The following is a 25,408-nucleotide window of genomic DNA, read 5'->3' as shown; positions in this document are numbered from 1 at the left end:
CCGTGACGGCGGGTGCCGTAGCCGTCAGGGGCGCCTCGGGACCTCCTCCGGGCTGCTGCGCTGTGCCGGAGCCAGGGCACGGCGCCCGCGCGCGGATCCGCTCGCCGCCGTGCCCGTCCCCGGGCGCAGGCACTCGATCAGGTAGTCACCCGTGTCCGGGTCGAGGGTCACCCCGTGGGTCTCACTGCGGAAGCCGGGGAAGCGGCGGTCGAAGGACTCCAGGGCGCCGAGGTAGCGCAGCAGCGGGCCGTCGGCGGCACCGACGCTCTCACCGGGCATCAGCACGGGGATGCCGGGCGGGGTGACGGTGACCATGGCGGCGGCCACCCTGCCGGGCGCGTCGGCCAGCCGTACCCGCTCCGTGCCGCCGCGGATCAGCTGCTGGTAGCAGTGCTGGGGCGGGGCGACCGGCTCCGGCAGCTGCCGGAAGGCCGTGTCCAGCAGGTCCACGAGGCCGGCCGCGCGCAGGTGGCCGTGCATCTCCCGGCACAGCGCGGGCAGGGTCAGGCCGGTGTACCGTCCGGGGTGCTCGGCGACCAGCGCGGGCAGCACGCGGTCGAGCGGCGCGTCCTGGTCGTGGAGGGCCTTGAAGTCCAGGAGGGCGTCGAGGAGCGTGCCCCACTTGCCCTTCGTGATGCCCATGGAGAACAGCACCAGCGCGGTGTAGCTGTCGGTCTTCTCCACGACGATCCCGCGCGCCGCCAGGTACGCGGTGAGCACCCGCGCCGGGATGCCCAGGTCGGCCGTCGCGCCCGTGGCGTCGATGCCCGGGCAGGTCAGGGTGACCTTGACCGGATCGAGCATGCAGTAGCCGTCGGTCAGTCCCGGGAAGCCGTGCCAGTCGGCGCCGGGCTCCAGGTGCCAGCAGGCCGGCTCGCCGGCCAGCAGACCGGCCGGCGCCTCCTCGAACGGCAGCCGCGCGCCGTCGGCCGGGTCGGTGACGGTCTCGGGCTGCCACACGCCGAAGAACCACGGCGGCCGGTCGCCCGCCTCCTCGACGCGGCGCCGGATGCGCACCATCTCCTGACGGAACCGGACCGCCTCGGTGACGGCCTCGTCGAGCAGCCAGCGGCCCTGCGGCCCGTCCATCATCGCGGTGGCCACGTCCAGCGAGGCGATCATCGGATACAGCGGCGAGGTGGTGCCGTGCATCATCAGCGCCTCGTTGAACCGGTCGTGCTCGACGGGCGCCCTCGGGGCGGGCCTGACGTGCACCATGGCGCTCTGCGAGAGTGCGGCCAGGAGCTTGTGCGTGGACTGGGTCGCGAACACCGTCGGGCGGTCCGGGCCGGGGACGGTGTCCTCGTCGACCGACATGCCGTAGCGGCCCGCGTAGAGCGGGTGGAAGCGGGCGTACGCGAACCACGCCTCGTCGAAGTGCAGCCGGGGCGTACTGGCGGCGAAGGCGCGGGCGGCCGCGGAGGCGTCGTAACACAGGCCGTCGTAGGTGGAGTTGGTGAAGACGGCGTACTGGGCGTCGGGGGAGAGGGCCTGCCGGGTGAGGGGGTTGGCGGCGATCCGGGCGGCGATCGAGTCCGCCGCGAGTTCCGCCGGGGGCAGCGGCCCGGCGAGGCCGTAGCCGTTGCGGGTGGGGATCAGGTAGACCGGGCGCGCGCCGGAGACGACCAGGCCGTGCAGCACCGACTTGTGGCAGTTGCGGTCCACCAGGGCGATCTCGTCGCGGGTGGCGCTGAAGTGGCCGACCACGCGGTTGCAGGTGGAGTCGCCGTGCAGCACGAAGTAGGTGAGGTCGGCGCCGAAGACCCGGGCGGCGTTGCGCTCGGCCTCGCCGATCGGGCCGGTGTGCTCGAACAGCGAGCCGAGCTCCCCGACGGAGATCGACAGGTCGCTGCGGAGCAGCCGTTCCCCGAAGTAGTCGTGGAAGGCCCGCCCCGCCGGCGACTTCAGCAGCGCGACGCCGCCGGAGTGGGCCGGGGTGTGCCAGGAGTACTCGTGCGCGTCGTGGAAGCGGCGCAGTGCCCGGAAGAACGGCGGCAGGACGGCTTCCCGGTAGGTGCGGGCTGCGGCGGTGATCCGGCCCGCGACGAAGGCCGGAGTGTCCTCCAGCGGCCAGACGTACCCCACGACCGACTCCGCCACCCACAGCGGCAGGTCGCGTACGCCGTCGCCGGTCAGGACCAGGAAGACCGGCAGGTCCTGGAAGCGCCGGCCGAGGGAGCGCAGCACCGCGGCGCCGCCGGGCTCCCGGTCCCCGTCCGTACCGCCGGGCTCCCGGTCCCCGTCCGTACCGCCGGGCTCCCGGTCCCCGTCCGTACCGCCGGGCTCCCGGTCCCCGTCCGCGCCGCCGGGCAGTTCCCAGGCGACCAGCGCCGCGGCCAGTCCCGCCTCCGTCCGCAGCACCGCCTCGGCGTCGGCGGCGTCCCCCGCCCACCGCACCCCGAACCCGCGTGCCTCGATCACCTCACGGATCCGCGCCCACTGCTCGGCGCGGGCGCCCTCGCCCCCCGGACGCTCCCGCACCGCCACCAGAATCGAGCTGTCCGCCATGTGGCTCCCTCCCCGGGCGGTCCCGCGCCACCCCGGGTCAGTCTCCGCGCGGTCACGGCGGGGCCCGGGAGCACAGCGGGTAAACCACCCGCAGGACGGAACGGCGGGAAGTGTGCGCGGCCACGGGGGGCGGCGGCCGCACCTGTTCCTCCGGGTGCCGCGGACTCGGGTCCAGGGCGTCGTCCACGGCCCGCTCGCCCGGGTCATGGGCGCGTCGAGTACGTCGACTACCAGAGGTGCGGCCCCGCGGACCGGGATCCATCGCGATCAATCACGAATCGGTAGAAATGCGGGCGAATGGTGCATATGTGGTGCGGTGGGGGTACCCGAACTTCCCCTGTACCGGCTGAAGACTGCGGAGGTGAGGGAAGTGACCACGTCGCCCAGGTCGTCGATGGAGACCCATCCCGACATCATCGCCATGCGCGACCGTCACGAGATGGCGGAACGCCTCACCAGTACCCCCAGGGCGCAGGCCGTGGAGGCCTGCGCCCTGATCACCGGCGTGTACCTCGCGGCCTCCCCGTGGATCGCCGGGTTCAGCGACCTGTCGACGCTGGCGGTGAACAACCTGATCGTCGGCATCGCCTACGCGCTGCTGATGAGCGGCGGCTTCGGCCGCGCGTACGAGCGCACCCACAGCATGGCGTGGGCGGCGTGCGCGCTCGCCGTGTGGACCATCGTCTCGCCCTGGGTCGTCGCGGGTGACGTCAGCACCACCAGGACCGTCGTGAACAACGTCATCGTCGGTGTCGTCGCCCTGCTGCTCGCTCTGGCGGCCAGCGCCGGCGCCCAGGCGGAGCGGTCCTCGCAGGGCAGGCGCGGCACCTGACGGCAGGTGCGGCACCTGACGGAACGGTCCGGTCCGGCTCGGCGCGGCGCCGCCCGCCGGCCGGACACGGTCCGGTTTCGCCCGGCGCCGTGACGACTCAGGGGCGTACGCCCCGCATGAGGTTGGCCACCAGGCTCACCGCGAACTCCTCCGTCACGGGCAGGCTGGGCATCAGCAGCCGGTGGTAGCAGGCGCCCCAGAGCTGGTCGACCAGGACCTCGGGATCGACGTCGGCGCGCAACTGGCCCCGTGACCGGGCCTCTCGCATCGTACGGACCGCCAGTTCGCGGCGCGGGCCGGCGTAGCGCTGCACCAGGGCGGCGGCCAGGTCGGGGTCGGTCTGCGCCTGGCCGATCAGCTCGGCGATCACCTGCCCGGCGGGCGTTTCGGTGACGACGTGGACGAACGCGCGGAGCTGCGCCGTCAGGTCGGCCTCGATGTCCCCGGTGTCCGGGAAGGTCAGCGCGGACTCCACCGCGTGGAAGTAGCCGTCGAGGGCGAGCGCCCCCTTGGAGGGCCACCACTTGTAGATCGTCGTCTTGCTGACACCGGCCTCCTCGGCGACCGCCTCGATCGTGAAGGCGCCCATGCCCCCGCGCAGGAGCAGGGTACCGGCCGCGTCGAGGGTGGCGGCCCGCACCTCGGCGGCCGGGCGTCGGCCCCGGCCGCGCCGGAGCCGCGGGGCCTGTTCCCGGTCCGGCCGCGCCGGCGGGTCCGGCCGCTCCGGCGACTCCGTCCGTCGTTCCGTCGGCTCCGGCATGTGTCGGCCTTCCCGTGGTGAGCGTCCGGCCCTCGTGCGGTGAGGGCAGTGTCGTCAGCCTTGCATATGGACGCGGCGTTCACAAAGTGGTTATATGAACGGCACGTCCATAAGACTGCGGAGGCAGCATCATGTCCGACACCACCACACGCGTCGCCCTCGTCACCGGAGCCTCCGGCGGCATCGGCCGCGCCGTGGCCCACCGCCTGGCTGCCGACGGCATGGCCGTCGGTGTGCACTACGCGGGCAACCGGGCCGCGGCCGACGAGACCGTCGCCGCGATCGAGCGGAGCGGCGGCCGGGCGGTCGCGGTCACCGGCGACGTCGCCGACGAGACCGCCATGGGCGAGGCCTTCGACCAGGTGGAGAAGGCCTTCGGCGGGATCGACGTCGTGGTCCACACCGCCGGCGTCATGCTGCTGGGGCCGGTCGCCGAGTTCGATCTCGACACGTTCGACCGGATGGCGCGGACCAACATCCGCGGCACGTTCGTCGTCGCCCAGCAGGCGGCCCGCCGGGTCCGCGACGGCGGCGCCGTCGTCACCTTCTCCACCTCGGTGACCCGGCTCGCCTTCCCCGCCTACGCCGCCTACGCCGCGACCAAGGGCGCCGTCGAGGCGATGACGATGGTGCTCGCCCGCGAGATGCGCGGCCGCGACATCACCGTGAACGCCGTCGCGCCCGGGCCCACGGCCACGCCCCTCTTCCTGGAGGGCAAGGACCAGGAGGCCGTCGACCGCCTCGCCGCGCAGCCCCCGCTGGAGCGCCTCGGCCGGCCGGAGGACATCGCCGAGACCGTCGCCTTCCTGGCCGGCCCGGGACGCTGGGTCAACGGCCAGGTCCTGTTCGCCAACGGGGGCATCGCCTGACCGGCCGAGGGGCGCCCGGGACTCCCGGGGCGGTCGCGCGAGCCAGGGGCGGTCGTACGAGAGCCGTCAGGGCGTCGTACGAGAACCGTCAGGGGCAGTCGTACGAGAAGCGGACCTCGGCCGCGCGCCGGACGGGGGAGAGCACGCGCAGCTCCGCCGCGGCGGTGAAGCGGCCCTGCCCCTGGAAGGTCCAGAGCAGGTGCAGCCGGGTGTGCCGGGTCCCCCGGGCGACGGTGGCGTGGAGCACGTCCGAGGCCGTGCCGTCGTTGCGCACCCACCGGTAGGAGAACGTGCCGGGCCCGCCGTCCGTGCGGACGACCGCGACCACGTCGGCGGTCCCGTCGCAGCCCGCGCTCTGCCGTGCCGCCGTCACCGTCACCTCGCGCACGGCGACGGGACCCGCCGACTGCTGCCGCCAGAGCACGAAGGCGAGGGCGGCGGCCAGTACGAGAGCGGGCAGCGCGTGGCGGCGGAGGCGCCGGCACGGCGGTTCGGGCGGCGCCGGCGGCGCCGCGGGAAGCGCCGCCCGCGGGCCACGGGCCAGGGCGGCGGTCACCCCCGGGCCGAAGCGCAGGAGGGTCCGGTCCGCGTCCCGGGGCGCCGTCGGACCCGCCTGCGGCACCGGCACCGGCACCGCCGCGTGGGTCCCCGAGTCCGGTCCGGGCCGTCGGAACCAGTGGTCTGCCAGCACGGTGGCGCTGTAGCCGTCGTCGTCGGAGGCGGCGTCGGCGGCCACGGTCATGGCGTCGGGAGCGGGTGCGGGTGCGGGTGCGGTCCGGGGGTCGGGGGGCGGGTCGTGGGGTGGTGTGGTCATCGGATCTCGCATTGCCGTGTCGGGAGCTGCTGTGTGACGCCGCCGTCGGCGGAGGCGGGGCTGCTCGTGGCCTGGACGGCCCAGTAGCAGCCGGTGCCCTGGAAGGAGTGGTCGACGGTGAGCGTGTACCGCGTGGCGCCGTCGCGCCGCACCGTCGTGGCCTGCCCGTCGCCGGTGCCCGGCTGACCGCCGGTGTCCCCCGTGAACCAGCCGACGGTCACGGAGACGGGCCCGGGCCCGTCCGTGAAGACGGTGATCGTCGCCGTCGCCGTGGCCGGGCCCGTCTGCCGGAAGTCGGAGACCGCGATGTCCTTGACCGCGGGCGGCGCGGGCGACGTGGGCGGGGCGGAGGTGCCCGTCGTGGCGGTGGGAGAGCCGGGCGCCGTGGGAGCCCCGGTCGTCGTCCCCGTGCCGGGTGCCGTCGGGGACGGAGGGGACGAGGAGGCGGCGGGCGCCGGGGAGGGGCCGTGGCCGGGGGCGCCGGACGACGGGCCGACGGAGGCCGGGGGAGTGGCCCCGGCGGCCTCCGTCGCGTCCGTCGCGGGCGAGGGCGCCGGGCTCGACGGCACCGTGCCCGCGCCGGGGCCCGCGCCCGTGTCCGGCGTGGCGCTCGTGGTGGCGACGGCCCGCGCGGCCCGCCCGGCGTCCACCGCGCCGCCCTGACGGATGTCCTCGGCCGACAGGACCGCGACGAGCGCGGCGGCCGCCGACACCGCCACCCCCGGCCACGTGGGCCGCCACGGACGCAGCCGGCCCCCGACCGTGCCTTCGCCGAGCACCGTACGGGCCGTGTCGGGGGTGGAGCGGGGCGCCTCCCGGGCGGCGGACGGCAGCAGGAACAGCAGCAGGGCCGCGACGGCGGCCAGTCGCCCGCGCCCGCGCTCCTCCCAGTCACCGCCGTAGGACGCCACGGCCACCGCCTCCAGGTCCGCGACGAACGACGCCGCGTCCGGGGGACGGTCCGCCGCCGCCTTGGCGAGCCCCCGCCGGACCAGCGGGCGCACCGCCTCGGGCACGTCCTCGACGGGCACGGCCCCCTGCACGTGCTGGAGCGCCAGCTCGGCCAGGTTGCCGCCCGGGAACGGCTTTCGGCCCGTCAGGCACTCGACGAAGGTCGCGGTCGCGGCGTACACGTCGGTGGCGGGCGAGGCCGGCGCGCCGGTCCACTGCTCCGGCGCCATGTAGGCGGGGGTTCCGGCGATGCCCGCCCGCAGGCCCGCCTCCACGGCGATGCCGAAGTCGACGAGCTTGGACAGCCCCGCCCGGGAGACCAGGACGTTCTCCGGCTTGTAGTCCCGGTGCACCACACCGACCCGGTGCGCGTCGGCCAGACCGAGCAGGGAGCCCTTGAGGACGACCAGCGCGGCCTCGGGCGACAGGGCGCCCTCCCGGACGAGCAGGGTCCGCAGGGAGATCCCGTCGACCAGCTCCATCACGATGGCCGCACCGTCCGCCGCCTCGACGTACTCGTAGAGACCGGCCACGTACGGGCTGTGCAGCCCGCCGAGGAGTTCCGCCTCCGCGCGGAAGCCGTGCACGAAGTCCGGTCGCGTCCGCAGCGACTCGCCGAGGTACTTGACGGCGACCGGCACCCCCGTCCGCTCGTGCACGGCCGAGACCACGCGGCCGCCCGCTCCGGAGCCGAGCTCGAACGACTCGGAGTATCCCGGTACCGCCCATGCGCTCATCGCCGTCCCCCCAGCCGTGCCAGGCCGCCGGTCCGCCGTGCCGGACCGTCGGGTCACGCGGACTGAGACACCGCCTCGGGCCGCTCCGGTTGCGGGGGGCGGCCGGGGATCAGTCGACCGGCCAGGTGTGCACGGGGGCGTTGAGGTGCATGTAGTCGATGTAGAGCTGCGTCATCCTGCGCAGCGCCTCGTGGCGGCCGGGACGCGCGGCGGCGGACAGGTGACGGAACATCTCCTTCTGCCAGAGCGCCCCGTTGCGGCCGGTGACGCATCGCTGCTCGATGACGCCGAGCAGCGGCTCCCGCCAGGTGTCGTCCATGCCGGAGTGCTCCAGCCCGCGGTGCGCCAGCGGCAGCAGACGCCGCAGGACGAGCTCGGGCACCGGCACCTCGCCCATCCCGGGCCAGTACAGCCGTGCCTCGATGCCCTGCCGCGCCGCCGTGTGCAGGTTGTCGGCGGCGGCCGAGAAGGACATCCGCGACCACACCGGCCGCTCCTCCTCCACCAGGGCGCGGGTGAGGCCGTAGTAGAAGGCGCCGTTGGCGAGGGTGTCGGCGACGGTCGGGCCGGCGGGCAGCACCCGGTTCTCCACCCGCAGGTGCGGGGTGTCGTGGGCGATGGCGTAGACCGGGCGGTTCCAGCGGTAGATGGTGCCGTTGTGCAGGGTGAGCTCGGCGAGTTCGGGGACGTCGCCCCGGTCCAGGGTCTGCCGGGGGTCCTGCTCGTCGCACAGGGGCAGCAGCGCCGGGAAGTAGCGCAGGTTCTCCTCGAACAGGTCGAAGACGCTGTTGATCCACCGCTCCCCGAACCACACCCGCGGCCGGACCCCCTGCACCTTGATCTCCTGCGGGCGGGTGTCGGTCGCCTGCTCGAACAGCGGGATCCGCGTCTCGTGCCACAGCTCCTTGCCGAACAGGAAGGGCGAGTTGGCCGCCAGGGCCACCTGGACCCCGGCGACGGCCTGCGCCGCGTTCCAGTAGCCGGGGAACTCCTCCGGGGAGACCTGGAGGTGGAACTGGGTGCTGGTGCAGGCGGCCTCCGGAGTGATCGTGTCCGCGTAGGTCCGCAGCCGGTCGACGCCGTCCACCTCGATGTGCAGGTCCTCGCCGCGGGCCGCGAACACCTGGTCGTTGAGCAGACGGTAGCGCGGGTTCTCGGACAACGAGCCCTCACCGATGTCCTCCTGGCGCAGGGTGGGCAGGATGCCGATCATGATCAGACGGGCGCCGACCGACCGGGCGCGCCGGTCGGCGTGGTTCAGCGCCGCGCGGATCTCGGACTCCCACGCGTCGGGGCCGCCCTCCGTCAGCCGGCGCGGCGGAACATTGATCTCGAGGTTGAACCGGCCCAGCTCGGTCGACCAGGCGGGGTCCGCGATCGCCTCCAGCACATCGTTGTTGCGCATCGCCGGCTCGGCCGCGCCGTCCACCAGATTCAGCTCGATCTCCAGCCCCACCTGCGGCCGTTCGGACTCGAACCGTGCCTCGCGCAGCATCTGGGCGAACGCGTCGAGGCACTCCTGCATCTTGATGCGGTACCGGCGGCGGTCCTCGCGGGTGAAGACCATCGCCGGGACGTCCCGTCCCATCGGCCCTCCCGGTCGCCCTCCTCGGACACCCCTGCCTCAAGCGTCGCACCACCGTGCGGCCCCCACCACGCGGGCCGAAGCCGGGCCGACGGGCGGCACCGGCGCTCTGCGCCCCCCGCCCGGGCGGGCGTCACCTCCGCGCCGGCCCCGTCAGCTCCAGCCGAAACGCCGGTCCACGACCGCCGCGAACTCCTCCGGGGTCAGCACCGCGTCCCCGTTCTGGTCGGCTGCGTCGAACAGCGCCGAGGAGGCGTCGGTGTCCCCCACCCCCCAGAACGGCAGATCGCCCGACGCGGCCAGCGACGGGCCCTTCGTCCGCAAGGCGGTGATCACCTCCTCGCGGGTCAGCGTCCCGTCCCCGTCCAGGTCGAGCGCCTCGAACAGCTTCCGGGCCTTCTCGCTCATCGTGTCTGCCCCGCTCCGTCCACCGGCGGGCGGGCCCGTCGCCTCGCCCCGACGGGAAACGACCGCCCTCCCGCCCGGGTTCCCCACCCGCGGGACCGGCGGGGTCTCGGGCACGGGGGAGCGAGCAGGTGTACTCGGGCGACGGCGCACCCTTGCGGTCACGGGGTGCCCGGCGGCACGACCGGCGCGCGCCGGGCCGGTGCCAGCGCCCATCGGATCGCCGCCGTGACGGCGGCCCCGAGGGGCCGTACGCACAGGGCGTCGACCACCGGGAGCCGCGGCAGACGCAGTTCTTCGGCGGCCCAGCCGGGGAGCAGTGACACGGCGTTGGCGGCCAGCACGCCGTAGGGCAGGCGGGCGGCGAGCGGGACGGGCGGGTTCAGCAGCAGGAAGCGCGTGGTGTCCAGTGCCGCCGCGGTGGCCCTGAGCTCCGGGCGGTACGACGCCAGCCGCGCGGCCAGTTCGCCGTGGGTGCGCGGCGGGTCGGGGACACCGAGCGCCACGGCGATCCGGGCCGTGTCCGCCACGTAGCCGTCGCACTCGTCGTCCGACAGGGGGTACCGGCCGTAGCGCTGGTGGGCCCGGAGGAAGCTGTCGATCTCGGCGACGTGGACCCAGCCCAGCAGGTGCGGGTCCGAGGCGCGGTACGCCTCCCCGTCGGCGGTCACGCCGTGGATGCCAGCGTGGACCGCCCTGACCTGGTCGCAGGCCTGCTGCGCGTGCTCGGCGGTGCCGTACGTCGTGGTGGCCAGGAAGGTGCTCGTGCGCTGGAGCCGGCCCCACGGGTCGCCGCGGAAGCCGGAGTGGGCGGCCACGGCCGCCATGGCGAGCGGGTGCAGCGACTGCAGCAGCAGGGCGGAGAGCCCGCCGATGAACATCGACGCGTCAGCGTGCACCCGGCGCACGGGACGCTCCGGACCGAACCAGCGGGGGCCGGGCGTGCCGTGGATCCGAGCGCGGTTGCGCGGACCGTCCGGCCCGGCGACGCGGGCGAAGAGACCGTTGCCCAGCTTCTCCCGGGGGCCGGTCGCACCCGGCCCGGTCGTCCTCATGGCCGCTCGCCGGACGGCGGTGCGGACGTGGTCGTCGTACGCGAGGGCACGCGGTCTCCCTCCGTCGAGCGGTTCCTGCGCCCCGGCTTCCCGCTGCCCGCCGACACAAACCGGACGGCGCGGGGTGGTTCCGGGGGCCCGGCCGGGTGCGCGGCCCGGTACGCTCCGCGCCCCGGCGGCGCACGCCCACCAGGACGTCCGGCGCGCGTGTGCCGCCCCGGGCGGGGGGAACTCGGGCGCGGTGGAAGGCCGGACCGTCCCAGGAGGTGCCATGACCGCTGACGCCGTGCGGTACGAGGAGCGGAGCGACGGCGAGGAGCAGGTGCCGCTCGGCGGCTACGCCGTGCTCGCCGGAACGTTCACGGCCGCTGCCGCCCTGCTCGCCGGCGTGGCGCGACGGCAGGGGGTGCGGCTGCCCGAACAGGTGCCGCCGTGGGACGTGGTCCTGCTGGGCGCGGCCACGTACAAGACGTCCCGGCTGCTCACCAGGGACAAGGTCACCAGCTTCGTCCGTGCGCCGTTCACCCGCCGCAAGGGCCACGCCCTGGGCGCGGAGGTCATGGACGAGCCCCGGGGCGACGGCGTGCGGCGCGCCGTCGGCGACCTGGTGTCCTGCCCGTTCTGCACGTCCGTGTGGGTGGCGGGCGGCCTGGTCGCGGCCTACGCCTGGACCCCCAGGGCCACCCGCCTGGCCTGCGCGGGCCTGGGCGCCGTCACGCTGGCGGACTGGCTCCAGTACGCGTGGAGCTGGACCCAGCGGACCACCGAAGAGTGAGGGGGCCGCCGCCGGCCGCCCCACATCGGGAGCGCCGGCACACGTCAGGAGGAGTGACCACCATGAACGAGCACACCCCGTCCCAGGCCGAGGGCGAACCGGAGGAGCCGGGGAAGCCGGAGGAGGTCGACACCGGCGAGACGCCCGGCGACGCGGTTCCCGAGCCGCAGACGACTCCCTCCCAGGCAGAGGGCGAGCGCGACGACGAGCGCGACGACGAGTAGGCGGGCGCGGGCGGCGGCAGCGGTGCCCGAGCACCGCGTCCGCCGCCCGGACTGCGGCGGTTCCTGAGCACGGCCTCACCGGCCTCACCGGCCTCACCGGCCTCACCGGCCTCACCGGCCTCACCGGCCTCACCGGCCTCACCGGCCTCACCGGCCTCACCGGCCTCAACGGCCTCAACGGCCTCATCGCTCTCACCCCACGTACCGGCGGGCCGTCGACGACCGCCGGGCGCGTTGCAGCGCCGCCAGCCGGCGCTCGATCTCCGGCGGGACCGGGGAGCGCTGCCGCAGCACCCAGGGCAGACCGGCGGCCGCGTACGCGAAGGCGCGTACCGAGGCCGCGTCGCGGGGGACGGTGGCCATCAGGTGGACGGTGCGCCGCAGGGCCGGCAGGAGCGGGCGGCGCAGCCAGGTGAACCAGAGGGTGTTGCGGATGCCCAGGACCCGGCGTGCCGTGCTGTCGCGGAGCACCGACGCCTGGTGATGGACCGTCAGCTCCTCGACGTAGCTCAGCCACCAGCCCTGCCGCAGCAGATCGGTGGCCAGCAGTTCCTCCTCCCCGCCCAGCCACAGCCCGGGATGGAAGCCGCCCGCGGCCCGGAAGGCGTCGGTGCGCAGGACGGTGGCGCCGGCGAGGAAGGACCCGAGGGCCGGCCCCGGCAGGGAGCGCGGCCCGGTCAGGGGCGACTCGCGCAGTTCCTTGACGACGGGGTCCTCGGTCCCGCCGGGCTCCACGACGATGCGGGCCGTGACGCCGGCCAGGCGCGGCCGATCGTCCAGCAGGTCGGCCGCCCGCCGCAGGCTGCCCGGCTCCCACCAGGTGTCGTCGTCGCAGAAGGCGACGTACGGCGTACGGACCCGGCGCACCGCCAGATTGCGTCCGACCGCGCCCAGGTTGCGGCCCGGCTCCAGCAGCGTGACCTCGGGGAAGGCGCGCCGGACCGCCGCGGCCGTGCCGTCGGACGAGCCGTTGTCGGTGACGATCACCGAGGGCCGCTCGGGCAGCTCCCGCAGGCGCGTGAGGGTGCGCAGGAGTTCGGCGCGGCGGTTGTGGGTGATGACCACCACCGTCGTCCGGGTGTCCGTCCCGCCCGCGTTCACGCCGGCCCGCCGGGTGCGCCGGGCCGGTCCAGCAGCCGGGCCGCCCGCTCCACCTGCGGGGGCAGCGGCCTGCGCCGGGCGAGCGCGGCGGGCAGCCGCACCGCCACCTCCCACAGGGCGCGGCGGGCCCCCGGCTCACCGGCCACCGCGGCGGCCGTGAGGCGCGCGGTGGCGCGCAGCGCCACCCCGAGGGGCCGGCGCAGCCAGAGGGTCAGCACCTCGTTGCGGCGCACACGGGCCGGCCGCCCGTCGCGGCCGCCCGGCTCCGGGTGGTGACAGGCCGTCAGGGCGGGCTCGTACGTCACCCCCCAGCCGGCCGCCGCGAGGTCGTAGGCGAGCAGGGTCTCCTCGCCGCCGAAGAAGAGCAGCGGATGGTAGCCGCCGGCCCCGAGGAAGGCCTCCCGGCGCACCACGCAGGCGCAGCCCAGGAAACCCAGCACCGGACGCCCCGGCAGATCGGCCTCGTACGGCAGCGGCGACGCGGCGAGCACGGCGTTGAGCGGGTCCTCCGCCCGGCCCGGGCCGACCACGGTACGGGCGGCCACCAGACCCAGCCGGGGGTGGGCGTCGAGCAGGTCCGCGGCCCGCCGCAGCGCGCCCGGCGTCCACCAGGAGTCGTCGTCGCTGAACGCGACGTACGGGGTGGTGGCGCGCCGTACGGCCAGGTTGCGGCCCACCGCGCCGGTGTTGCGGTGCGGCCTGAGGATGCGGGGGGCCGCCGGGTGGTGCCGGATCGCCTCGAAGGTCGCGTCGTCGGAGCCGTTGTCGACGACGATGACGGGCGGGCGCTCCGGCAGCGCGGCCAGCGCGTCGAGCGTCCGCAGGACGCCGGCGCACCGGTCGCGGGTGATCACCGCCACCGTGATCCGGTCGTCCGGGACCCCCTCGCGGACGGGCTCGACGGACAGGGGTTCAGCGGACACGGGCTTCCTCCTCCTGGTGCGGCGGGGCGGTCGTCCGGCCGGGAGCCAGCAGGGCCAGGGCGGCGGCGGTCGCCTCGTCGGCCCGGACGCGCAGGAGCTGGGGGTCGGGGAGGGCGCCGTGCGGGTCCCCGGGCGGTCCGGGCTTCCACAGGGCGACGTGACGGGCGCGGCGGGGCGGGCCCCACAGGCGCGGGGAGACCGGTCCGAAGAGCGTCACCGACGGCGTCGCGTGGGCCACCGCGAGATGCGCGAGGCCCGTGTCGCCGCTGACGACCAGCGCCGCGCGCGCCACCAGCGCCGACAGCGCGCCGAACGGCAGCCCGCCGCGCAGCACGTCCCGCCCCGGCAGCCCCGCCCGCGCGGCGACGTCCGAGACCAGCGCGTCCTCCGCCGGACCGCCGGTGACCACGACACGGTGGCCGGCGGCGCGCACCGCGCCCACGACGGCGGCGTAGCGCTCGGCCGGCCAGCGGCGGGCGGCGGACTCCGCGCCCGGGTGGACGACCACGGCACCCGGCGCCGGGGAGTCCCCGGCCGGGGCGGGCAGCCGTACGTCGTCGGGGTCGGCGGCGATGCCGTAGGACCGCAGGAACCGGCACCAGCGGGTGCGCTCGTGCTCGTCAGGCCGCCACACCGGGGGCGGGGGGTCGGGCTGGGCGAAGGCCAGCAGCCGGCCCGGGGCGAGGACGGCGAGCGCGTCGCGGCTGGCCGGACCGTTGCCGTGCAGGTCGATCGCGAGGTCCGGGGGCGGCCCCGTCCAGTGGTCCAGCGACGGCACACCCCGGTGCGGAGCCTCCGCGGGGAGGACGTCGTCCACCGCACCGGTGGCCAGGGCGGCCTCGCGCAGCGCCCCGGGCACCGCCAGGACGACCCGGTGCCCGGGGAAGGCCCGGCGCACGCCCCGCAGCGCGGGCACCCCGGCGAGCAGGTCACCGAGGCCCAGCGCGCGCAGCACCAGCACCCGCGGTCGTGTCGTCACCCGCGCTCCCGCTCCGGGGGCGGGCCGGATGGCCGCGGCGACAGGGCCGCCTTCTCGGCGATGCCCGTGGTGGAGCGGCCGTCCAGGTAGGGGAGGAGGACGACCTGCCCGCCCCAGCTCTCCACGAGCGGCGCCTCGGGCAGCCGTTCCAGGGCGTAGTCGCCGCCCTTGGCCCAGATGTGCGGGCGCAGCTCGGTGAGCAGCCGCTCCGGGGTGTCCTCGTCGAACACGGCGACCGCGTCCACGCACTCCAGGGCGCGCAGCACCCGGATCCGGTCCGCCACCGGCACGAGCGGCCGTCCGTCGCCCTTGCGGCGGCGCACGGACGCGTCCGAGTTGACGCACACCACCAGGCAGTCCCCGGTGCGGCGGGCGGCCTGGAGCAGCGCGACATGGCCGGCGTGCAGGAGGTCGAAGCAGCCGCCGGCGGCGACCACGGTGCCGCCCGCGGCCCGGACCCGGGCGGCCGTGCGCAGGGCGTCCCGCGTCGGTTCGCCGTCCGCCGGTACGGGCGCGGGCGGGCAGGGGGCCGGGTCCGTCCCGAGGGAGCGGACACCGCCCTCGGCGACGTACCGGGTCGCCGCGTGCACGGCTTCCCGCACGGCGGTCTCGGTGAGTCCGCCGTCCGCCAGGCAGCCGGCGGCGGTGGCGGCGAAGCGGTCGCCCGCCCCGCAGGCATCGCCCTCGGCCGTGACCGGCGACGGCACCAGCAGCGGCGTCCCGCCGTGCGACAGCAGCGCCCCCCGCCCGCCCAGGGTGACCGCCACGGACGCCGCCCGCCAGGTGCGGACCAGGGTCTCGGCGTCCCGCGCCGCCGTCCGCAGGGCACTCGCACCGGCGGACGGTTCACCCCCGGCGAAGGCCCGCGCCTCGCTCGCCGACGGCGTGACGAGCCGCACGCCGGGCACCGGCCGCTCCCCGCGCGGGTGCGGGTCCCAGACGACCGGCACCCGCGCGGCCACGGCCCGCAGCGCCTCGCGCAGGACCCCGGCGGCGCCCCGGCCGTAGTCCGCGACGAGGACGGCACCGGCCTCCCCGACCGCCCGCCGCGCCTCGTGCGTCGACGCCCCGGCCCGGCCCTCCCCGTCGTCCAGGCGCAGCAGCGGCGTGCCCTCCGCGAGGACCCGGGTCTTGCTCGACAGGGCACCGGTCAGCGGCAGCCGCACCAGGCGCACCCGGTCGGCCAGCAGCGCCACCAGCGCCCCGCTCGCCTCGTCGTCGCCGAGCGCGGTGACCAGGGTGACCGGCCGGCCGTCGGCCGCCGCGAGGAGGGCCGTGAGGGCGGCCCCTCCGGGCCGGGAGGTGCGCCGCGCCTCGCTGACGACCGGGACGGGCGCGTCGGGAGCCAGCCGGTCCGCGCGCCCGCACAGGTCGTGGTCGAGCAGCGCGTCCCCCACGACGAGCAGCGGGGCCGGGGCACTCATGAGCCGTCCCTCCCCGCCGCGGCCGGCCACTGCCCGGCGGCCGGGCGCCGCCCTTCCACGGCCGCGCGCCGCTCGACCGTCAGGTCGAAGGACTCGCACAGCATGTGGACGGCCACCAGGTGCAGCTCCTGCACGGTCGCGGCCGTCGTCGCCGCCACGCACACCGCCCCGTCCGCCGCCCCCTCCAGCGGGTTCGGTGCCGGACCGGTCAGCGCCCACACGGTCAGGCCGAGACGGTGGGCCTCCTCCGCCGCGACGAGCAGGTTCTCGCTGGCGCCGCTGGTGGACAGCAGCATCAGCACGTCCCCGGCCCGGCCGTGCGCGGCGACCTGCCGGGCGAAGATCTCCTGGACGCCGTAGTCGTTGGCGATCGCGGTCGTGGCGGAGGTGTCGGCGTGCAGGGCGAGCGCGGAGAACGGCGGGCGGTCGTCGCGGTAGCGGCCGACCAGCTCGGCGGAGAGGTGCTGGGCCTGGGCGGCGCTGCCGCCGTTGCCCGCGACCAGCAGCCGGGCACCCGCCGCCAGCCGGCCGGCGAGACCGGCGCCCCACCGCCGCAGCACGGGGGAGGCGTAGTCGCGGAACCCCTCGAGCGCCTTCATCAGATCGTCGCAGTGGGACACATCGGTGACGGTCTTCATCGGACGACTCCCGAGAGCGAGGGGACGGAGGACACGGCACCGTAGACCCGGGCCACACCGTCGGCGACGCGGTCCCAGGTGTAGCGGGCGAGGACGCGCCGCCGGCCGGCGGCGCCGTACCGGGCGAGCCGGGGCGGGTCGTCGAGGAGGGCACGGACGGTCGCGGCGAGGTCGTGGTCGTCGTCCGGGGGAACCAGGACGCCGGTGAGGTCGTCCACCACGGTGTCGAGCTGCCCGCCGACGGCGGTGGCGACGACGGGCGCGCAGCAGGCCATCGCCTCGACCGGCACGATCCCGAACGGCTCGTAGCGGGGCAGCGAGAGCACGATGTCCGCCGAGGACATCAGCCCCGGCATCCGGTCCGGGCTCACGCCGCCCAGCAGCGTCACCCGGTCGGCGACCCCGTACTCCTCGGCCAGGGCGAGCAGCCGCTCCGCCTCCGGTTCGGCGCCCAGCAGCGCCGGTTCCGGCCCGCCCGCGACGAGCAGTTCGGCGTCGGGCACGTCGGCCAGGGCGCGGATCGCCCGGTCGAAGCCCTTGCGCGGGACGAGCCGGCCGACCGACAGCAGCCGGCGGGGCGCGGAGGCGGGCCGGCGGGCGCCCGCGACCGGGGCGAACAGCGTGGGGTCCACCCCGCACGGGACGACGGAGACGCGGTCGCGGGGCAGGCCCATGGCGACCAGCTCGGACACCTCGTCCTCACAGGTGGCGACGATGCCGGCGCACTCCCGGCCGACCGCCGTCTCGATCGCGACGCGCTGCGGCGGGCTGGTGTCGGCGGCGCCCTGGTGCCGCCTCTTCACCGTGCCCAGCGCGTGGTACGTCTGCACCACGGGCACGCCCAGGGCGCGCGCCCCGGACACCGCCGCCATTCCCGACATCCAGAAGTGGGCGTGCACCACGTCGGGTGGCTCCGCCGCCCACTCCCGCGCCAGCCACGCCCCGAACTCCGGTATGTACGGCAGGAGTTCGTCCTTGGGTATCGGAGCCGGCGGTCCGGCGGGCACATGTACCACCTTCACCCCGTCCGGCGTGGTGACCCGTGCCGGCAGCCGGGGGTCGTCGCGGCGCGTGTAGACGACGACCTCGTGGCCCCGGCGGGCCAGCTGTCCGGCGAGTCGGGCCACGTACACGTTCTGTCCGCCCGCGTCCGGGCCGCCGAGCTCGGCCAGGGGGCTGGCGTGCTCGGAGACCATGGCGACGCGGCCGGCCGTCGGGTGGCTGGGGCTCATCGGGTGACCTCCTTGATCAGGCGTTCCCAGTCGTCGCGGAAACGCCGTTCTCCGTAGCGGGCCTGTACCGCGGCCCGGGCGGCCTCCCCCGTCGCGCGGGCGTACGCCGGGTCCGCGAGGAAGCGGCGGACGGCGTCGTCCAGCACGTCGAACCGGTTGGAGACCACCCCGGCTCCCTCGGGCACGGCCTCCCGCACCTCGGTGGTGTCGAGCGCGACCACGGGCATCCCCAGGAACATGGCCTCCAGCAGGGAGAGCCCGAGCGACGTCCACCGGATCGGATGCAGGTACAGGCGGCAGCGGGCCATCGCCGGGTGCAGGTCGCCCTGCGGCAGGTCCCGCCCGCGGCAGCGGCCGGGCGGCAGACCGAGGTGGCCGGCGAGGCCTTCGGCGCGCATGCCGAAGACGGCCAGCGGCACGGTGCGGGCGAACCCGGGCAACAGGTCCGTCCCGGTGGTACGGCCGCGCCGGACCGGTTCGTTGACGACGACGGCGGCCCGGCGCTCCTCGCCCGTCCACAGGTGGCCGGGGTCGATGATCCCGTGCTCGATCACCGCGGTCGGCGCCCGGCCGTTGTCCCACATCAGCCGGTTGAAGTGGGTGACGTGCACGAGCGTGATGTCGGTGCGGTCGGCGAGGGGGTGGCGGGTGCCGACGGCCGACTCGTGCGGGCTGTTGTGCTCGACGTAGACGGCGGGCACGTCGACGCCGGGCCGGCGGCCCGTCCACTCCTCGGCCAGAGCGAGCTCGTGCGGGCGTTGCAGCACCATCAGGTCGATGCCGGCCCCGCGCAGCCCGGCGGGCCCCACCTCGCGCACCGAGGGCGGCCACTCCCACGTCCTGGCCCGCCCCAGCCCGTCCGGCCCGCGCTCCGGTGTGACCGGGACGAGGAAGTCGTACGGGCCCTGGACGAAGGACGTCAGCCATGAACCGTGCACATGCCAGACGAGAATGTTCATGCACGCTCCTCGACGAGTTTCCGCACCGCCCGCACCACGTCCTGGCCCGTGACCTCCTCCAGGCACGGATGGCCCGGCACGGGGCAGTGCCGGGCCCGGCTGTCCGCGCAGGGCGCCCGTTGATCGCCGAGCAGCACGCTCGGCACGCCGTACGGCGCCCACCGCTCGGCCGGTACGACGGGCGCGAACAGCGACACCACCGGCGTGCCGACGGCCGCCGCCAGATGGGCGGGTCCGGTGTTGCCGCACACCACGACGTCGGCGGTGCGCAGCACGCCCGCCAGGGTGCGCGGATCGGTCCGGCCGCCGAGGTCCACCGCCGTGTCCCCGCTCACCCGCCGGGTGAGGTCCGCCTCGCCGGGACCGCCGGTGACGACCACACGGTGCCCGGCCTCGGCGAGCAGGGCCACCGCCTCGGCGCAGCGCCCGGGACTCCAGGCGCGGGCGGGCGCGCTGGCCCCGGGGTGCACGACGACGTACGGCCCGTTGCCGGTCAGCGCGACGGTGTCGGGCGGCGGCAGCACCCGCAGCCGGCCGTCGTCCCCGGCGTGCGGCGGGAAGCCCATCGCCGCGGCCGTGTCGAGCGCGGCCTGCGCCTCGTGCCGGCCGGGCCGCCGCCGGTGCCGTACGTCCAGCAGACTGCCCGGGTGGTCGACGCTGTCGGCGCCGATCCGCGCGACGCCCGCCAGGCGCAGCACCAGGGCCGTGGGCAGGGGGCTCTGGTGGAACGAGGTGAGGACGAGCGCGACGCCGAACGCGGCCTCCCGCAGCCGCCGCACCAGACCGTCGACGTCGGCCTCCCGGACCGACGGCGGCCGGGCGCCCTCCCACGGCGCCTCCCATACGATCACCTCGTCGACGCCGGGCAGCAGCCGGGCCGCGGGGGCGCCCTGGGGACCGCAGAGCATCGCCACCCTCGAGCAGCGCGCGGCGACCGCGCGGACGGCGGGCCCGGCGAGCAGCACGTCGCCGAAGCTGTCGAGGCGCACGACCAGCGCTTTCACGACGGTCCTCCCCGCGCCCCGGCCGCCTTGACCGGGGTGTCCTCCCGCGCGTCGGAAGCCTCGGGCCGCCGACCGCCCCGCGCGTCGGAAGCCTCGGGCGGCCGACCGCCCCGCGCGTCGGAAGCCTCGGGCGGCCGACCGCTCCGCGCGTCGGAAGCCTCGGGCGGCCGACCGCTCCGCGCCCCGGAGGCTTCGGGCGGCCGACCGCTCCGCGCCCCGGGGGCTTCGGGCGGCCGACCGTCCCGCGCCCCGGCCGTCAGGGCGAGGTGGACCGCCGTCAGCAGGTCCGGGGCGATGAGGGGGGCCGCGCGGATCTCCTCGGGCAGGGTCGCCGGGGTGGGGACGAGGACGGCTCGGGCGCCCGCGGCACGGGCGGCCAGGACGTCGGCCCCGATGTCGCCGATCACCACGCAGGCGCCGGGGGCCACGCCCAGCCGCCGGGCCGCCTCGACCACCAGGCCCGGCCGCGGCTTGCGGCAGGCGCAGTCGTCGTCGGGCAGGTGCGGGCAGTACACCCAGGTGTCCAGGCCGCCGAGCAGGGCGTCCGCCCGTTCGTTGACCCGCCGGACGTCGGCGTCCGTGAGCAGCCCGCGCCCGATGCCCGACTGGTTGCTGATCACGGCGGTCGGGACGCCGCTGGCCCGCAGCACGCCGAGGGCCTCCCGGGCGCCGGGCATCGGGCGTACCAGGCCGGGGTCGCCGTTGTAGGGGACGTCCTCGACGAGGGTCCCGTCCCGGTCGAAGAGGACGGCCCCGACGGGGGCGCGGTGCCGCGCCGGGTGGCGCGCGCCGGGCCCCGCCGCGGGGACGGCCCTCGCCCGGTTCACGGCCGGCCCCCCACCGGTACGGCCCCGCGGTGCCGCACCGTGCCGTGCAGCCAGTGGCCGACCGCGAGCGGCGGGATGAGCACGCTGGTGGCGAGCATGGTGCCGATCTCGTGGCGGGTGCGGGGCCCCGGGCCGATCCGGGCCAGGGCGAACTCGGCCGTGCCGAGCGTCCACAGGGCGCCGGCCAGGCCCGCGGCGCGGTGGCGGCCGGTCAGCGCGCACCCGGACGCGGCGAGCGCGGCGGCCGTCACCAGCACGTGCCGGGGCAGCCGCCCGCGCGGGGCCCCGGCGCGGCTCCACCAGTCGCGGCCGTGCAGCCGGTTCATCAGGGCGTCGTCGGCGTTGCCGCGCTGGGCCCGCACCGACACCCAGCGGTCGGCGGGGCGGACCGGGTGCCGGGTCGTGCGGCTGCCGCGCCGCAGGGTCCAGCCGGCCCCCCGCACGCGCAGCGCCAGGTCGGCGTCCTCACGGAAGGCCCGCCGGAACCGCTCGTCGAAGCCCCCGACGGCGGCCAGCGCGGCCGTCCGGTAGGCCATGTCGGCGGTGGCCCAGGCGCCCCGCTCCAGTCCGGCCGTGCCCCGCTCCCAGTCGGTCGGCCTGCGGTCCTCGGGCAGGGGGACGGTCAGCCGCCCCTGGACGCCGCCGGTCGTCGCGTCGGCGGCCCGGAGGTCCTCGGCGAGGCGGCGGGACCAGTCCGGCAGCACCCGCACGTCGTCGTCGAGGAAGACCGTCCACGGGGTGCCGACCGTGTGCCAGCCCGCGTTGCGGGCGGCCGCCGGTCCGCGTCCGCCCGTGCGCAGGGCGCGGACCCGGTCGCGCAGGACGCCGGCCGCCTCCAGCGGCAGCCCGCCGACGGGCTCCGGGCGGTCGTCGACCACGACGACCTCCTCGGGCGGGTGACCGGTGGCCGCGGCGAGCGCGCGCAGGCAGTCGGCGAGGCACGGCCGCCCGACCGTCGGCACGACCACCGAGTAGGCGGGGGCGCCGGGCGCGGCGGAGGCGCCCGTCGCCCCGGACGGGCCCGTCATGCGAACACCTCCTTCCGGCGGACGGCGAACGGCCCCAGCGCGAGCAGGTCCACCGGCGCCGACCCGAAGCACTCCAGGGCGTCCCGTGGATCGTCGACCATCGGCCGGCCCGCGGTGTTCAGGCTGGTGTTGACCACCACCGGCAGCCCCGTCCGCCGCTCGAAGCCCTCGATCATCCGGGCCACCAGCGGCTCCTCGGCCCGGTCCACGGTCTGGATCCGCGCCGTGCCGTCCACGTGGACGACGGCCGGGATCCGCTCCCGCCACTCGGCGGCGACGTCGTGCACGAACAGCATGTACGGGCTGGGCAGCGGCCCGTCGAAGAGCTCCGCCGCCCGCTCCGCCAGCACCATGGGGGCGACCGGGCGGAACTCCTCCCGCCCCTTGACCGCGTTGAGGCGTTCCAGGTTCTCCGCCCGCCCGGGGTGGGCCAGCAGCGACCGGTGACCGAGCGCCCGGGGGCCGTACTCGCTGCGGCCCTGGAACCAGGCCACGATCCCGTCCCGGGCCAGCTCCTCGGCGACGCTCTCGGCGATGTCGTCGGGCTCCTCGTAGGGGACGGCCGCCCGCTCCAGCCAGGCGCGCAGTTCGGCGTCGCTCCAGCCGCGGCCCAGGGCGGCCGTCGGCATGGCCTCCACCGTCTCCTTCTGATGGGCGACGTGCAGGGCGGCGCCGAGCGCCGTTCCCGCGTCGCCGGCCGCCGGCTGCACCCACACCCGCTCGAACGGCCCCTCCCGGTACAGCCGGGTGTTCGCCACGCAGTTGAGGGCCACCCCGCCCGCCAGCGTCAGGACGTCCTCACCGGTGCGCTCGTGCAGCCAGCGCGCCAGTCCGAGCAGCACTTCCTCCAGGCATGCCTGGGCGCTGGCGGCGAGGTCGGCGTGGTCCCGCGTCCACGGGGCGTCCGCCGGACGCGGCGCCACCAGCGAGGCCCAGGGCACGGTACGGGCCTGGAAGCCGCCCTGGCCGTCCGGTCCGACGTACGCGCGCAACTCGTCGAGGAAGCGCGGCTCCCCGTAGGAGGCGAGGGCCATCACCTTGAACTCGTCGCTGCTGCGCAGGAATCCCAGGTGCTGGGTGAGGTCCTCGTAGAACAGGCCCATCGAGTCCGGCAGCGACTGCGAGCCGAGGACGGTGAGCTCACGGTTGGCGTAGCGGCCCGCGAGGTGGGAGCCGCACTCGCCGCGGCCGTCGAGCACCAGGACGGCGCAGTCCGGGTAGGGGGAGGCCTGGCCGGCCGAGGCGGCGTGGGCGACGTGGTGGGGGACGAAGCGGACCTTGGCCGGGTCGAGTCCGGGCAGGGCCTCGGCGAGGAACTCCGGGGCGCGGCGCGCGTAGTCCTGGCGCAGGTGGTCCCACGGGTCGTGCAGCCCCAGCCGGTCGGCGGGACGGGCGAGTTCGGGGTCGTAGGAGTAGGCGACCGCGTCCAGTTCGGACGGGTCGAGCCCGGCCCGGTCCAGGCACCAGCGGGCGGACAGCTCGGGCAGCTCCCAGGCGGAGAAGGGCAGCGGCCGCTTGCCGTGCTTGCGGCGGCTGAACCGCTCCTCCTCCGTCGCTGCCACGATCCTGCCGTCCATGACGAGGGCGGCGGCGGGATCGTGGAAGAGGGCGTTGATACCCAGGACACGCATGCAGTGCCTCCGTGGCGGCGTGGGGGAAGGCGTCGGGGGACGACGTCAGACCTGCGGTGCCGGCTCCCGGGCCGGCGGCCGCGTCGCGGCGAAGTGGGCGATCGTGTGCTTGATCCCCTCCTCCCAGGGCACCTTCGGCGCCCAGCCCAGCAGCTCCCGGGCGAGGGTGGTGTCCGGGCGGCGCCGCTGGGGGTCGTCGACGGGACGGTCGACGAACTCGATGGGGGAGGACGACCCGGTCAGCTCCACCACCCGGCGGGCGAGGTCACGGACGGTGACCTCGTCGGTGCCGCCGATGTTCACGGGCCGCACCGAGTGGCTCGCGGCGACCAGCAGGATCCCGTCCACCGTGTCGTCGACGTAGCACAGGGACCGCGTCTGGCTGCCGTCGCCCGCCACCGTGAGGGGCTCGCCGGCCAGCGCCTGGCAGACGAAGGTCGGCACCGCGCGGCCGTCGTGGGCCCGCATCCGCGGCCCGTAGGTGTTGAACAGGCGTACGATCCCGGCGTCGGCGTCCCGGACCCGCACATGGGCGGTCACCAGCGCCTCGGAGAACCGCTTGGCCTCGTCGTACACGCTGCGCGGCCCGACGGGGTTGACGTTGCCCCAGTAGTCCTCGCGCTGCGGATGCACGAGCGGGTCGCCGTACACCTCGGACGTCGACGCGAGCAGGAAACGGGCCCCGTCCCGCTCCGCGACGGCCAGCATGGCGCGGGTGCCCAGGCTGCCCACGTCGAGCGTCTCCAGGGGCAGCCGCAGGTAGTCGGCGGGGGAGGCGGGACAGGCGAAGTGCAGCACCACGTCGTACGGCCCGGACAGACGGTCGGCGCAGTCCGGCGCCGAGACGTCGCACTCCACGAACCGGAAACCGGGGTGGTCCTCGAGATGGGCCGTGTTCACGCGTGAACCCGACACAAGGTTGTCCACGCAGTCGACTTCGACTCCCGAACCCAGCAGCCGCTCGCACAGGTGGCTGCCGAGGAAGCCGGCACCGCCCGTGACCACGGCGCGACGCCAGGGCAGGGATGAGGTGGCTTCGGTCATGGGGGACACCCTTCAGCCGCATCCGAAAGACGCTGAGCGGGGCAACGGGGTCCGGTGCGGCATGCGACGCGGTGACGACAGGGAGGGCACGGGCCGGACGGTTCCTGCCGCCGATCACAGCACCGTCCCGGTCCGACCGCCGTTTTCCCGACGGCACCGGCACGGAATCTCCGTGCCAGTAGCTTTCACACGTTGACTCCTATTGTGCTCACGCACCGCCGGTGCGCGACTCCTGACCCAGCGGCACCGGAGCCACGGCCGGTCCACTGCCGAGCCACGGCCGGTCCACTGCCGAGCCGTGGACGGTCCACGGCCGATCCACGGCCGATCCACGGCCGATCCACGGCCAGGTCCCCGGACGGTCCACGGCCGGCCCGGTGCCGACCCGCTGCCGACCCGGTGTCGACCCTGCACCGTGGGGCACTCGGCCCGAGGCGGGTCCGACCGGAGCCGTCGTGCCCAGGCTGGAGGTGGAGGACATGGGTCATGGTGGGAACGTCGTCGACGAGCTGGTGACCGATCACCGTGAGGTCGAGGAGCTCTTCGGCAAGATCGAGGCGCTGCCGTCCGGACACAAGGACCGCAAGCCGCGCGCGGACCAGGTCACGATGGAGCTGGTACGGCACTCGGTGGCGGAGGAGGCCTACCTCTACCCCGCCGTGCGCGAGTACGTGCCCGGCGGGGACGCCATCGCCGACAAGGAACTGGAGGACCACGCCAAGGCCGAGCAGATCATGAAGGACCTCGAGGGCTGCGAGGCGGGCGACCCCGAGTTCGACCGGCTGATCAGGATGCTGATGACCGAGATCCGCGACCACGTGGCCGACGAGGAGGCCAACCTCTTCCCCCGGCTGCGCGCCGCGTGCTCCCCGGACGCCCTCGACGAGCTGGGCGACAAGGTCCGCCAGGCGAAGAAGACCGCGCCGACGCGCCCCCACCCGGCCGCCCCGGACAAGCCGCCGGCCAACAAGATGCTGGCGCCGGGCGTCGGCCTCGTCGACCGGATGCGCGACGCGCTGACGGGGCGGGGCAAGAAGAGCTGAGAGCGGCCTGCGAGCGCGCCGCCGCACCACCGGGTCCGTCGCCGCGGCGACGGACCCGGT

At 76.1% G+C, this 25,408-nt stretch carries 24 protein-coding genes; 5 read left to right on the top strand and 19 right to left on the bottom strand.

The window, feature by feature from the left end:
* Positions 1-24 precede the first annotated feature (24 nt).
* A complete protein-coding gene (locus tag ACFV9M_RS25770) occupies positions 25-2,508 on the bottom strand; it encodes an Orn/Lys/Arg decarboxylase N-terminal domain-containing protein (RefSeq protein WP_385072635.1) in 2,484 nt (827 codons plus the stop codon).
* 394 nt (positions 2,509-2,902) lie between these two features.
* Between ACFV9M_RS25770 and ACFV9M_RS25765 the strand changes: the two genes are divergently transcribed.
* Positions 2,903-3,340: an SPW repeat protein gene (locus tag ACFV9M_RS25765; RefSeq protein ID WP_385072696.1), complete on the top strand. Its 438-nt coding sequence runs from the start codon at positions 2,903-2,905 to the stop codon at positions 3,338-3,340.
* A 97-nt stretch (positions 3,341-3,437) separates the two neighbouring features.
* Here the strand turns inward: ACFV9M_RS25765 and ACFV9M_RS25760 are convergent, their stop codons facing one another.
* A complete protein-coding gene (locus ACFV9M_RS25760) occupies positions 3,438-4,100 on the bottom strand; it encodes a TetR/AcrR family transcriptional regulator (RefSeq protein WP_385072633.1) in 663 nt (220 codons plus the stop codon).
* Between the two features lie 131 nt (positions 4,101-4,231).
* Between ACFV9M_RS25760 and ACFV9M_RS25755 the strand changes: the two genes are divergently transcribed.
* Positions 4,232-4,969: an SDR family oxidoreductase gene (locus ACFV9M_RS25755; RefSeq protein ID WP_385072631.1), complete on the top strand. Its 738-nt coding sequence runs from the start codon at positions 4,232-4,234 to the stop codon at positions 4,967-4,969.
* A gap of 88 nt (positions 4,970-5,057) precedes the next feature.
* On the opposite strand, the gene ACFV9M_RS25750 is transcribed toward ACFV9M_RS25755, so the two are convergent.
* From ACFV9M_RS25750 to ACFV9M_RS25730, 5 genes are all read right to left on the bottom strand, one after another.
* The gene (locus tag ACFV9M_RS25750) at positions 5,058-5,783 is read right to left on the bottom strand and encodes a hypothetical protein (RefSeq protein WP_385072628.1); all 726 of its coding nucleotides are present in this window, start codon (positions 5,781-5,783) and stop codon (positions 5,058-5,060) included.
* Positions 5,780-7,471: a serine/threonine-protein kinase gene (locus ACFV9M_RS25745; protein WP_385072626.1), complete on the bottom strand. Its 1,692-nt coding sequence runs from the start codon at positions 7,469-7,471 to the stop codon at positions 5,780-5,782. Before ACFV9M_RS25745 ends, ACFV9M_RS25750 begins: the two co-directional genes overlap by 4 nt.
* A 109-nt stretch (positions 7,472-7,580) precedes the next feature.
* The gene (locus tag ACFV9M_RS25740) at positions 7,581-9,059 is read right to left on the bottom strand and encodes a glutamate--cysteine ligase (RefSeq protein WP_385072623.1); all 1,479 of its coding nucleotides are present in this window, start codon (positions 9,057-9,059) and stop codon (positions 7,581-7,583) included.
* Positions 9,060-9,209: 150 nt separating this feature from the next.
* Positions 9,210-9,464 (bottom strand): EF-hand domain-containing protein, encoded by a 255-nt coding sequence (locus ACFV9M_RS25735; protein WP_385072621.1) that lies wholly within the window; start codon positions 9,462-9,464, stop codon positions 9,210-9,212.
* Positions 9,465-9,622: 158 nt separating this feature from the next.
* The gene (locus ACFV9M_RS25730; RefSeq protein WP_385072618.1) at positions 9,623-10,516 is read right to left on the bottom strand and encodes an oxygenase MpaB family protein; all 894 of its coding nucleotides are present in this window, start codon (positions 10,514-10,516) and stop codon (positions 9,623-9,625) included.
* Between the two features lie 271 nt (positions 10,517-10,787).
* On the opposite strand from ACFV9M_RS25730, the gene ACFV9M_RS25725 reads away from it, so the two are divergent.
* Entirely contained in the window at positions 10,788-11,291 is a 504-nt protein-coding gene (locus tag ACFV9M_RS25725; protein ID WP_385072615.1) for a DUF1360 domain-containing protein, read from the top strand.
* Positions 11,292-11,353: 62 nt separating this feature from the next.
* Positions 11,354-11,515, top strand: a complete 162-nt coding sequence (locus ACFV9M_RS25720; protein WP_385072613.1) for a hypothetical protein — start codon at positions 11,354-11,356, stop codon at positions 11,513-11,515.
* A 192-nt stretch (positions 11,516-11,707) separates the two neighbouring features.
* Here the strand turns inward: ACFV9M_RS25720 and ACFV9M_RS25715 are convergent, their stop codons facing one another.
* The 12 genes from ACFV9M_RS25715 to ACFV9M_RS25660 are packed head-to-tail and all read right to left on the bottom strand — an operon-like array spanning position 11,708 to position 24,305.
* On the bottom strand, positions 11,708-12,616 hold the full coding sequence (locus ACFV9M_RS25715) for a glycosyltransferase family 2 protein (protein ID WP_385072611.1): 909 nt from the start codon (positions 12,614-12,616) through the stop codon (positions 11,708-11,710).
* Entirely contained in the window at positions 12,613-13,539 is a 927-nt protein-coding gene (locus tag ACFV9M_RS25710) for a glycosyltransferase family 2 protein (RefSeq protein ID WP_385072608.1), read from the bottom strand. Before ACFV9M_RS25710 ends, ACFV9M_RS25715 begins: the two co-directional genes overlap by 4 nt.
* Positions 13,529-14,518 carry a glycosyltransferase family 9 protein gene (locus ACFV9M_RS25705; RefSeq protein ID WP_385072605.1) on the bottom strand — a complete coding sequence of 330 codons (990 nt, stop codon included), beginning with the start codon at positions 14,516-14,518 and terminating at the stop codon, positions 13,529-13,531. The genes ACFV9M_RS25710 and ACFV9M_RS25705 overlap by 11 nt, the downstream gene beginning before the upstream one ends.
* On the bottom strand, positions 14,515-15,942 hold the full coding sequence (gene rfaE2 / locus ACFV9M_RS25700) for a D-glycero-beta-D-manno-heptose 1-phosphate adenylyltransferase (protein ID WP_385072602.1): 1,428 nt from the start codon (positions 15,940-15,942) through the stop codon (positions 14,515-14,517). The genes ACFV9M_RS25705 and rfaE2 overlap by 4 nt, the downstream gene beginning before the upstream one ends.
* A complete protein-coding gene (locus ACFV9M_RS25695) occupies positions 15,939-16,580 on the bottom strand; it encodes an SIS domain-containing protein (protein ID WP_385072599.1) in 642 nt (213 codons plus the stop codon). Before ACFV9M_RS25695 ends, rfaE2 begins: the two co-directional genes overlap by 4 nt.
* Entirely contained in the window at positions 16,577-17,812 is a 1,236-nt protein-coding gene (locus tag ACFV9M_RS25690) for a glycosyltransferase (protein ID WP_385072596.1), read from the bottom strand. The genes ACFV9M_RS25695 and ACFV9M_RS25690 overlap by 4 nt, the downstream gene beginning before the upstream one ends.
* Positions 17,809-18,771: a glycosyltransferase gene (locus ACFV9M_RS25685; RefSeq protein WP_385072594.1), complete on the bottom strand. Its 963-nt coding sequence runs from the start codon at positions 18,769-18,771 to the stop codon at positions 17,809-17,811. Before ACFV9M_RS25685 ends, ACFV9M_RS25690 begins: the two co-directional genes overlap by 4 nt.
* A complete protein-coding gene (locus ACFV9M_RS25680; protein ID WP_385072592.1) occupies positions 18,768-19,775 on the bottom strand; it encodes a glycosyltransferase family 9 protein in 1,008 nt (335 codons plus the stop codon). The genes ACFV9M_RS25685 and ACFV9M_RS25680 overlap by 4 nt, the downstream gene beginning before the upstream one ends.
* The gene (locus ACFV9M_RS25675) at positions 19,772-20,602 is read right to left on the bottom strand and encodes an HAD-IIIA family hydrolase (RefSeq protein ID WP_385072590.1); all 831 of its coding nucleotides are present in this window, start codon (positions 20,600-20,602) and stop codon (positions 19,772-19,774) included. The genes ACFV9M_RS25680 and ACFV9M_RS25675 overlap by 4 nt, the downstream gene beginning before the upstream one ends.
* Positions 20,599-21,630 carry a glycosyltransferase family 2 protein gene (locus ACFV9M_RS25670; protein ID WP_385072587.1) on the bottom strand — a complete coding sequence of 344 codons (1,032 nt, stop codon included), beginning with the start codon at positions 21,628-21,630 and terminating at the stop codon, positions 20,599-20,601. The genes ACFV9M_RS25675 and ACFV9M_RS25670 overlap by 4 nt, the downstream gene beginning before the upstream one ends.
* Positions 21,627-23,261 carry a carbamoyltransferase gene (locus tag ACFV9M_RS25665; RefSeq protein ID WP_385072584.1) on the bottom strand — a complete coding sequence of 545 codons (1,635 nt, stop codon included), beginning with the start codon at positions 23,259-23,261 and terminating at the stop codon, positions 21,627-21,629. Before ACFV9M_RS25665 ends, ACFV9M_RS25670 begins: the two co-directional genes overlap by 4 nt.
* Positions 23,262-23,306: 45 nt before the next feature.
* A complete protein-coding gene (locus ACFV9M_RS25660; RefSeq protein ID WP_385072582.1) occupies positions 23,307-24,305 on the bottom strand; it encodes an NAD-dependent epimerase/dehydratase family protein in 999 nt (332 codons plus the stop codon).
* A gap of 479 nt (positions 24,306-24,784) precedes the next feature.
* Here ACFV9M_RS25660 and ACFV9M_RS25655 point away from each other — a divergent pair, with 479 nt between their 5' ends.
* Entirely contained in the window at positions 24,785-25,348 is a 564-nt protein-coding gene (locus ACFV9M_RS25655) for a hemerythrin domain-containing protein (protein WP_385072693.1), read from the top strand.
* The last annotated feature ends 60 nt before the right edge of the window (positions 25,349-25,408 follow it).

Origin of the sequence: Streptomyces sp. NPDC059895 (genome assembly GCF_042731035.1) — a bacterium.
Lineage (GTDB): Bacteria > Actinomycetota > Actinomycetes > Streptomycetales > Streptomycetaceae > Streptomyces.
The sequence above is the reverse complement of the archived record's forward strand: the minus strand, read 5'-3'. Positions and strand labels throughout refer to the sequence as shown.

Bases quoted from the DNA above. Each gene is read 5' to 3' on its own strand.
- ACFV9M_RS25770 (WP_385072635.1), bottom strand. From the start codon at position 2,508: ATGGCGGACAGCTCGATTCTGGTGGCGGTGCGGGAGCGTCCGGGGGGC.
- ACFV9M_RS25765 (WP_385072696.1), top strand. From the start codon at position 2,903: ATGGAGACCCATCCCGACATCATCGCCATGCGCGACCGTCACGAGATG.
- ACFV9M_RS25760 (WP_385072633.1), bottom strand. From the start codon at position 4,100: ATGCCGGAGCCGACGGAACGACGGACGGAGTCGCCGGAGCGGCCGGAC.
- ACFV9M_RS25755 (WP_385072631.1), top strand. From the start codon at position 4,232: ATGTCCGACACCACCACACGCGTCGCCCTCGTCACCGGAGCCTCCGGC.
- ACFV9M_RS25750 (WP_385072628.1), bottom strand. From the start codon at position 5,783: ATGACCACACCACCCCACGACCCGCCCCCCGACCCCCGGACCGCACCC.
- ACFV9M_RS25745 (WP_385072626.1), bottom strand. From the start codon at position 7,471: ATGAGCGCATGGGCGGTACCGGGATACTCCGAGTCGTTCGAGCTCGGC.
- ACFV9M_RS25740 (WP_385072623.1), bottom strand. From the start codon at position 9,059: ATGGGACGGGACGTCCCGGCGATGGTCTTCACCCGCGAGGACCGCCGC.
- ACFV9M_RS25735 (WP_385072621.1), bottom strand. From the start codon at position 9,464: ATGAGCGAGAAGGCCCGGAAGCTGTTCGAGGCGCTCGACCTGGACGGG.
- ACFV9M_RS25730 (WP_385072618.1), bottom strand. From the start codon at position 10,516: ATGAGGACGACCGGGCCGGGTGCGACCGGCCCCCGGGAGAAGCTGGGC.
- ACFV9M_RS25725 (WP_385072615.1), top strand. From the start codon at position 10,788: ATGACCGCTGACGCCGTGCGGTACGAGGAGCGGAGCGACGGCGAGGAG.
- ACFV9M_RS25720 (WP_385072613.1), top strand. From the start codon at position 11,354: ATGAACGAGCACACCCCGTCCCAGGCCGAGGGCGAACCGGAGGAGCCG.
- rfaE2 (WP_385072602.1), bottom strand. From the start codon at position 15,942: ATGAGTGCCCCGGCCCCGCTGCTCGTCGTGGGGGACGCGCTGCTCGAC.
- ACFV9M_RS25695 (WP_385072599.1), bottom strand. From the start codon at position 16,580: ATGAAGACCGTCACCGATGTGTCCCACTGCGACGATCTGATGAAGGCG.
- ACFV9M_RS25690 (WP_385072596.1), bottom strand. From the start codon at position 17,812: ATGAGCCCCAGCCACCCGACGGCCGGCCGCGTCGCCATGGTCTCCGAG.
- ACFV9M_RS25685 (WP_385072594.1), bottom strand. From the start codon at position 18,771: ATGAACATTCTCGTCTGGCATGTGCACGGTTCATGGCTGACGTCCTTC.
- ACFV9M_RS25670 (WP_385072587.1), bottom strand. From the start codon at position 21,630: ATGACGGGCCCGTCCGGGGCGACGGGCGCCTCCGCCGCGCCCGGCGCC.
- ACFV9M_RS25665 (WP_385072584.1), bottom strand. From the start codon at position 23,261: ATGCGTGTCCTGGGTATCAACGCCCTCTTCCACGATCCCGCCGCCGCC.
- ACFV9M_RS25660 (WP_385072582.1), bottom strand. From the start codon at position 24,305: ATGACCGAAGCCACCTCATCCCTGCCCTGGCGTCGCGCCGTGGTCACG.
- ACFV9M_RS25655 (WP_385072693.1), top strand. From the start codon at position 24,785: ATGGGTCATGGTGGGAACGTCGTCGACGAGCTGGTGACCGATCACCGT.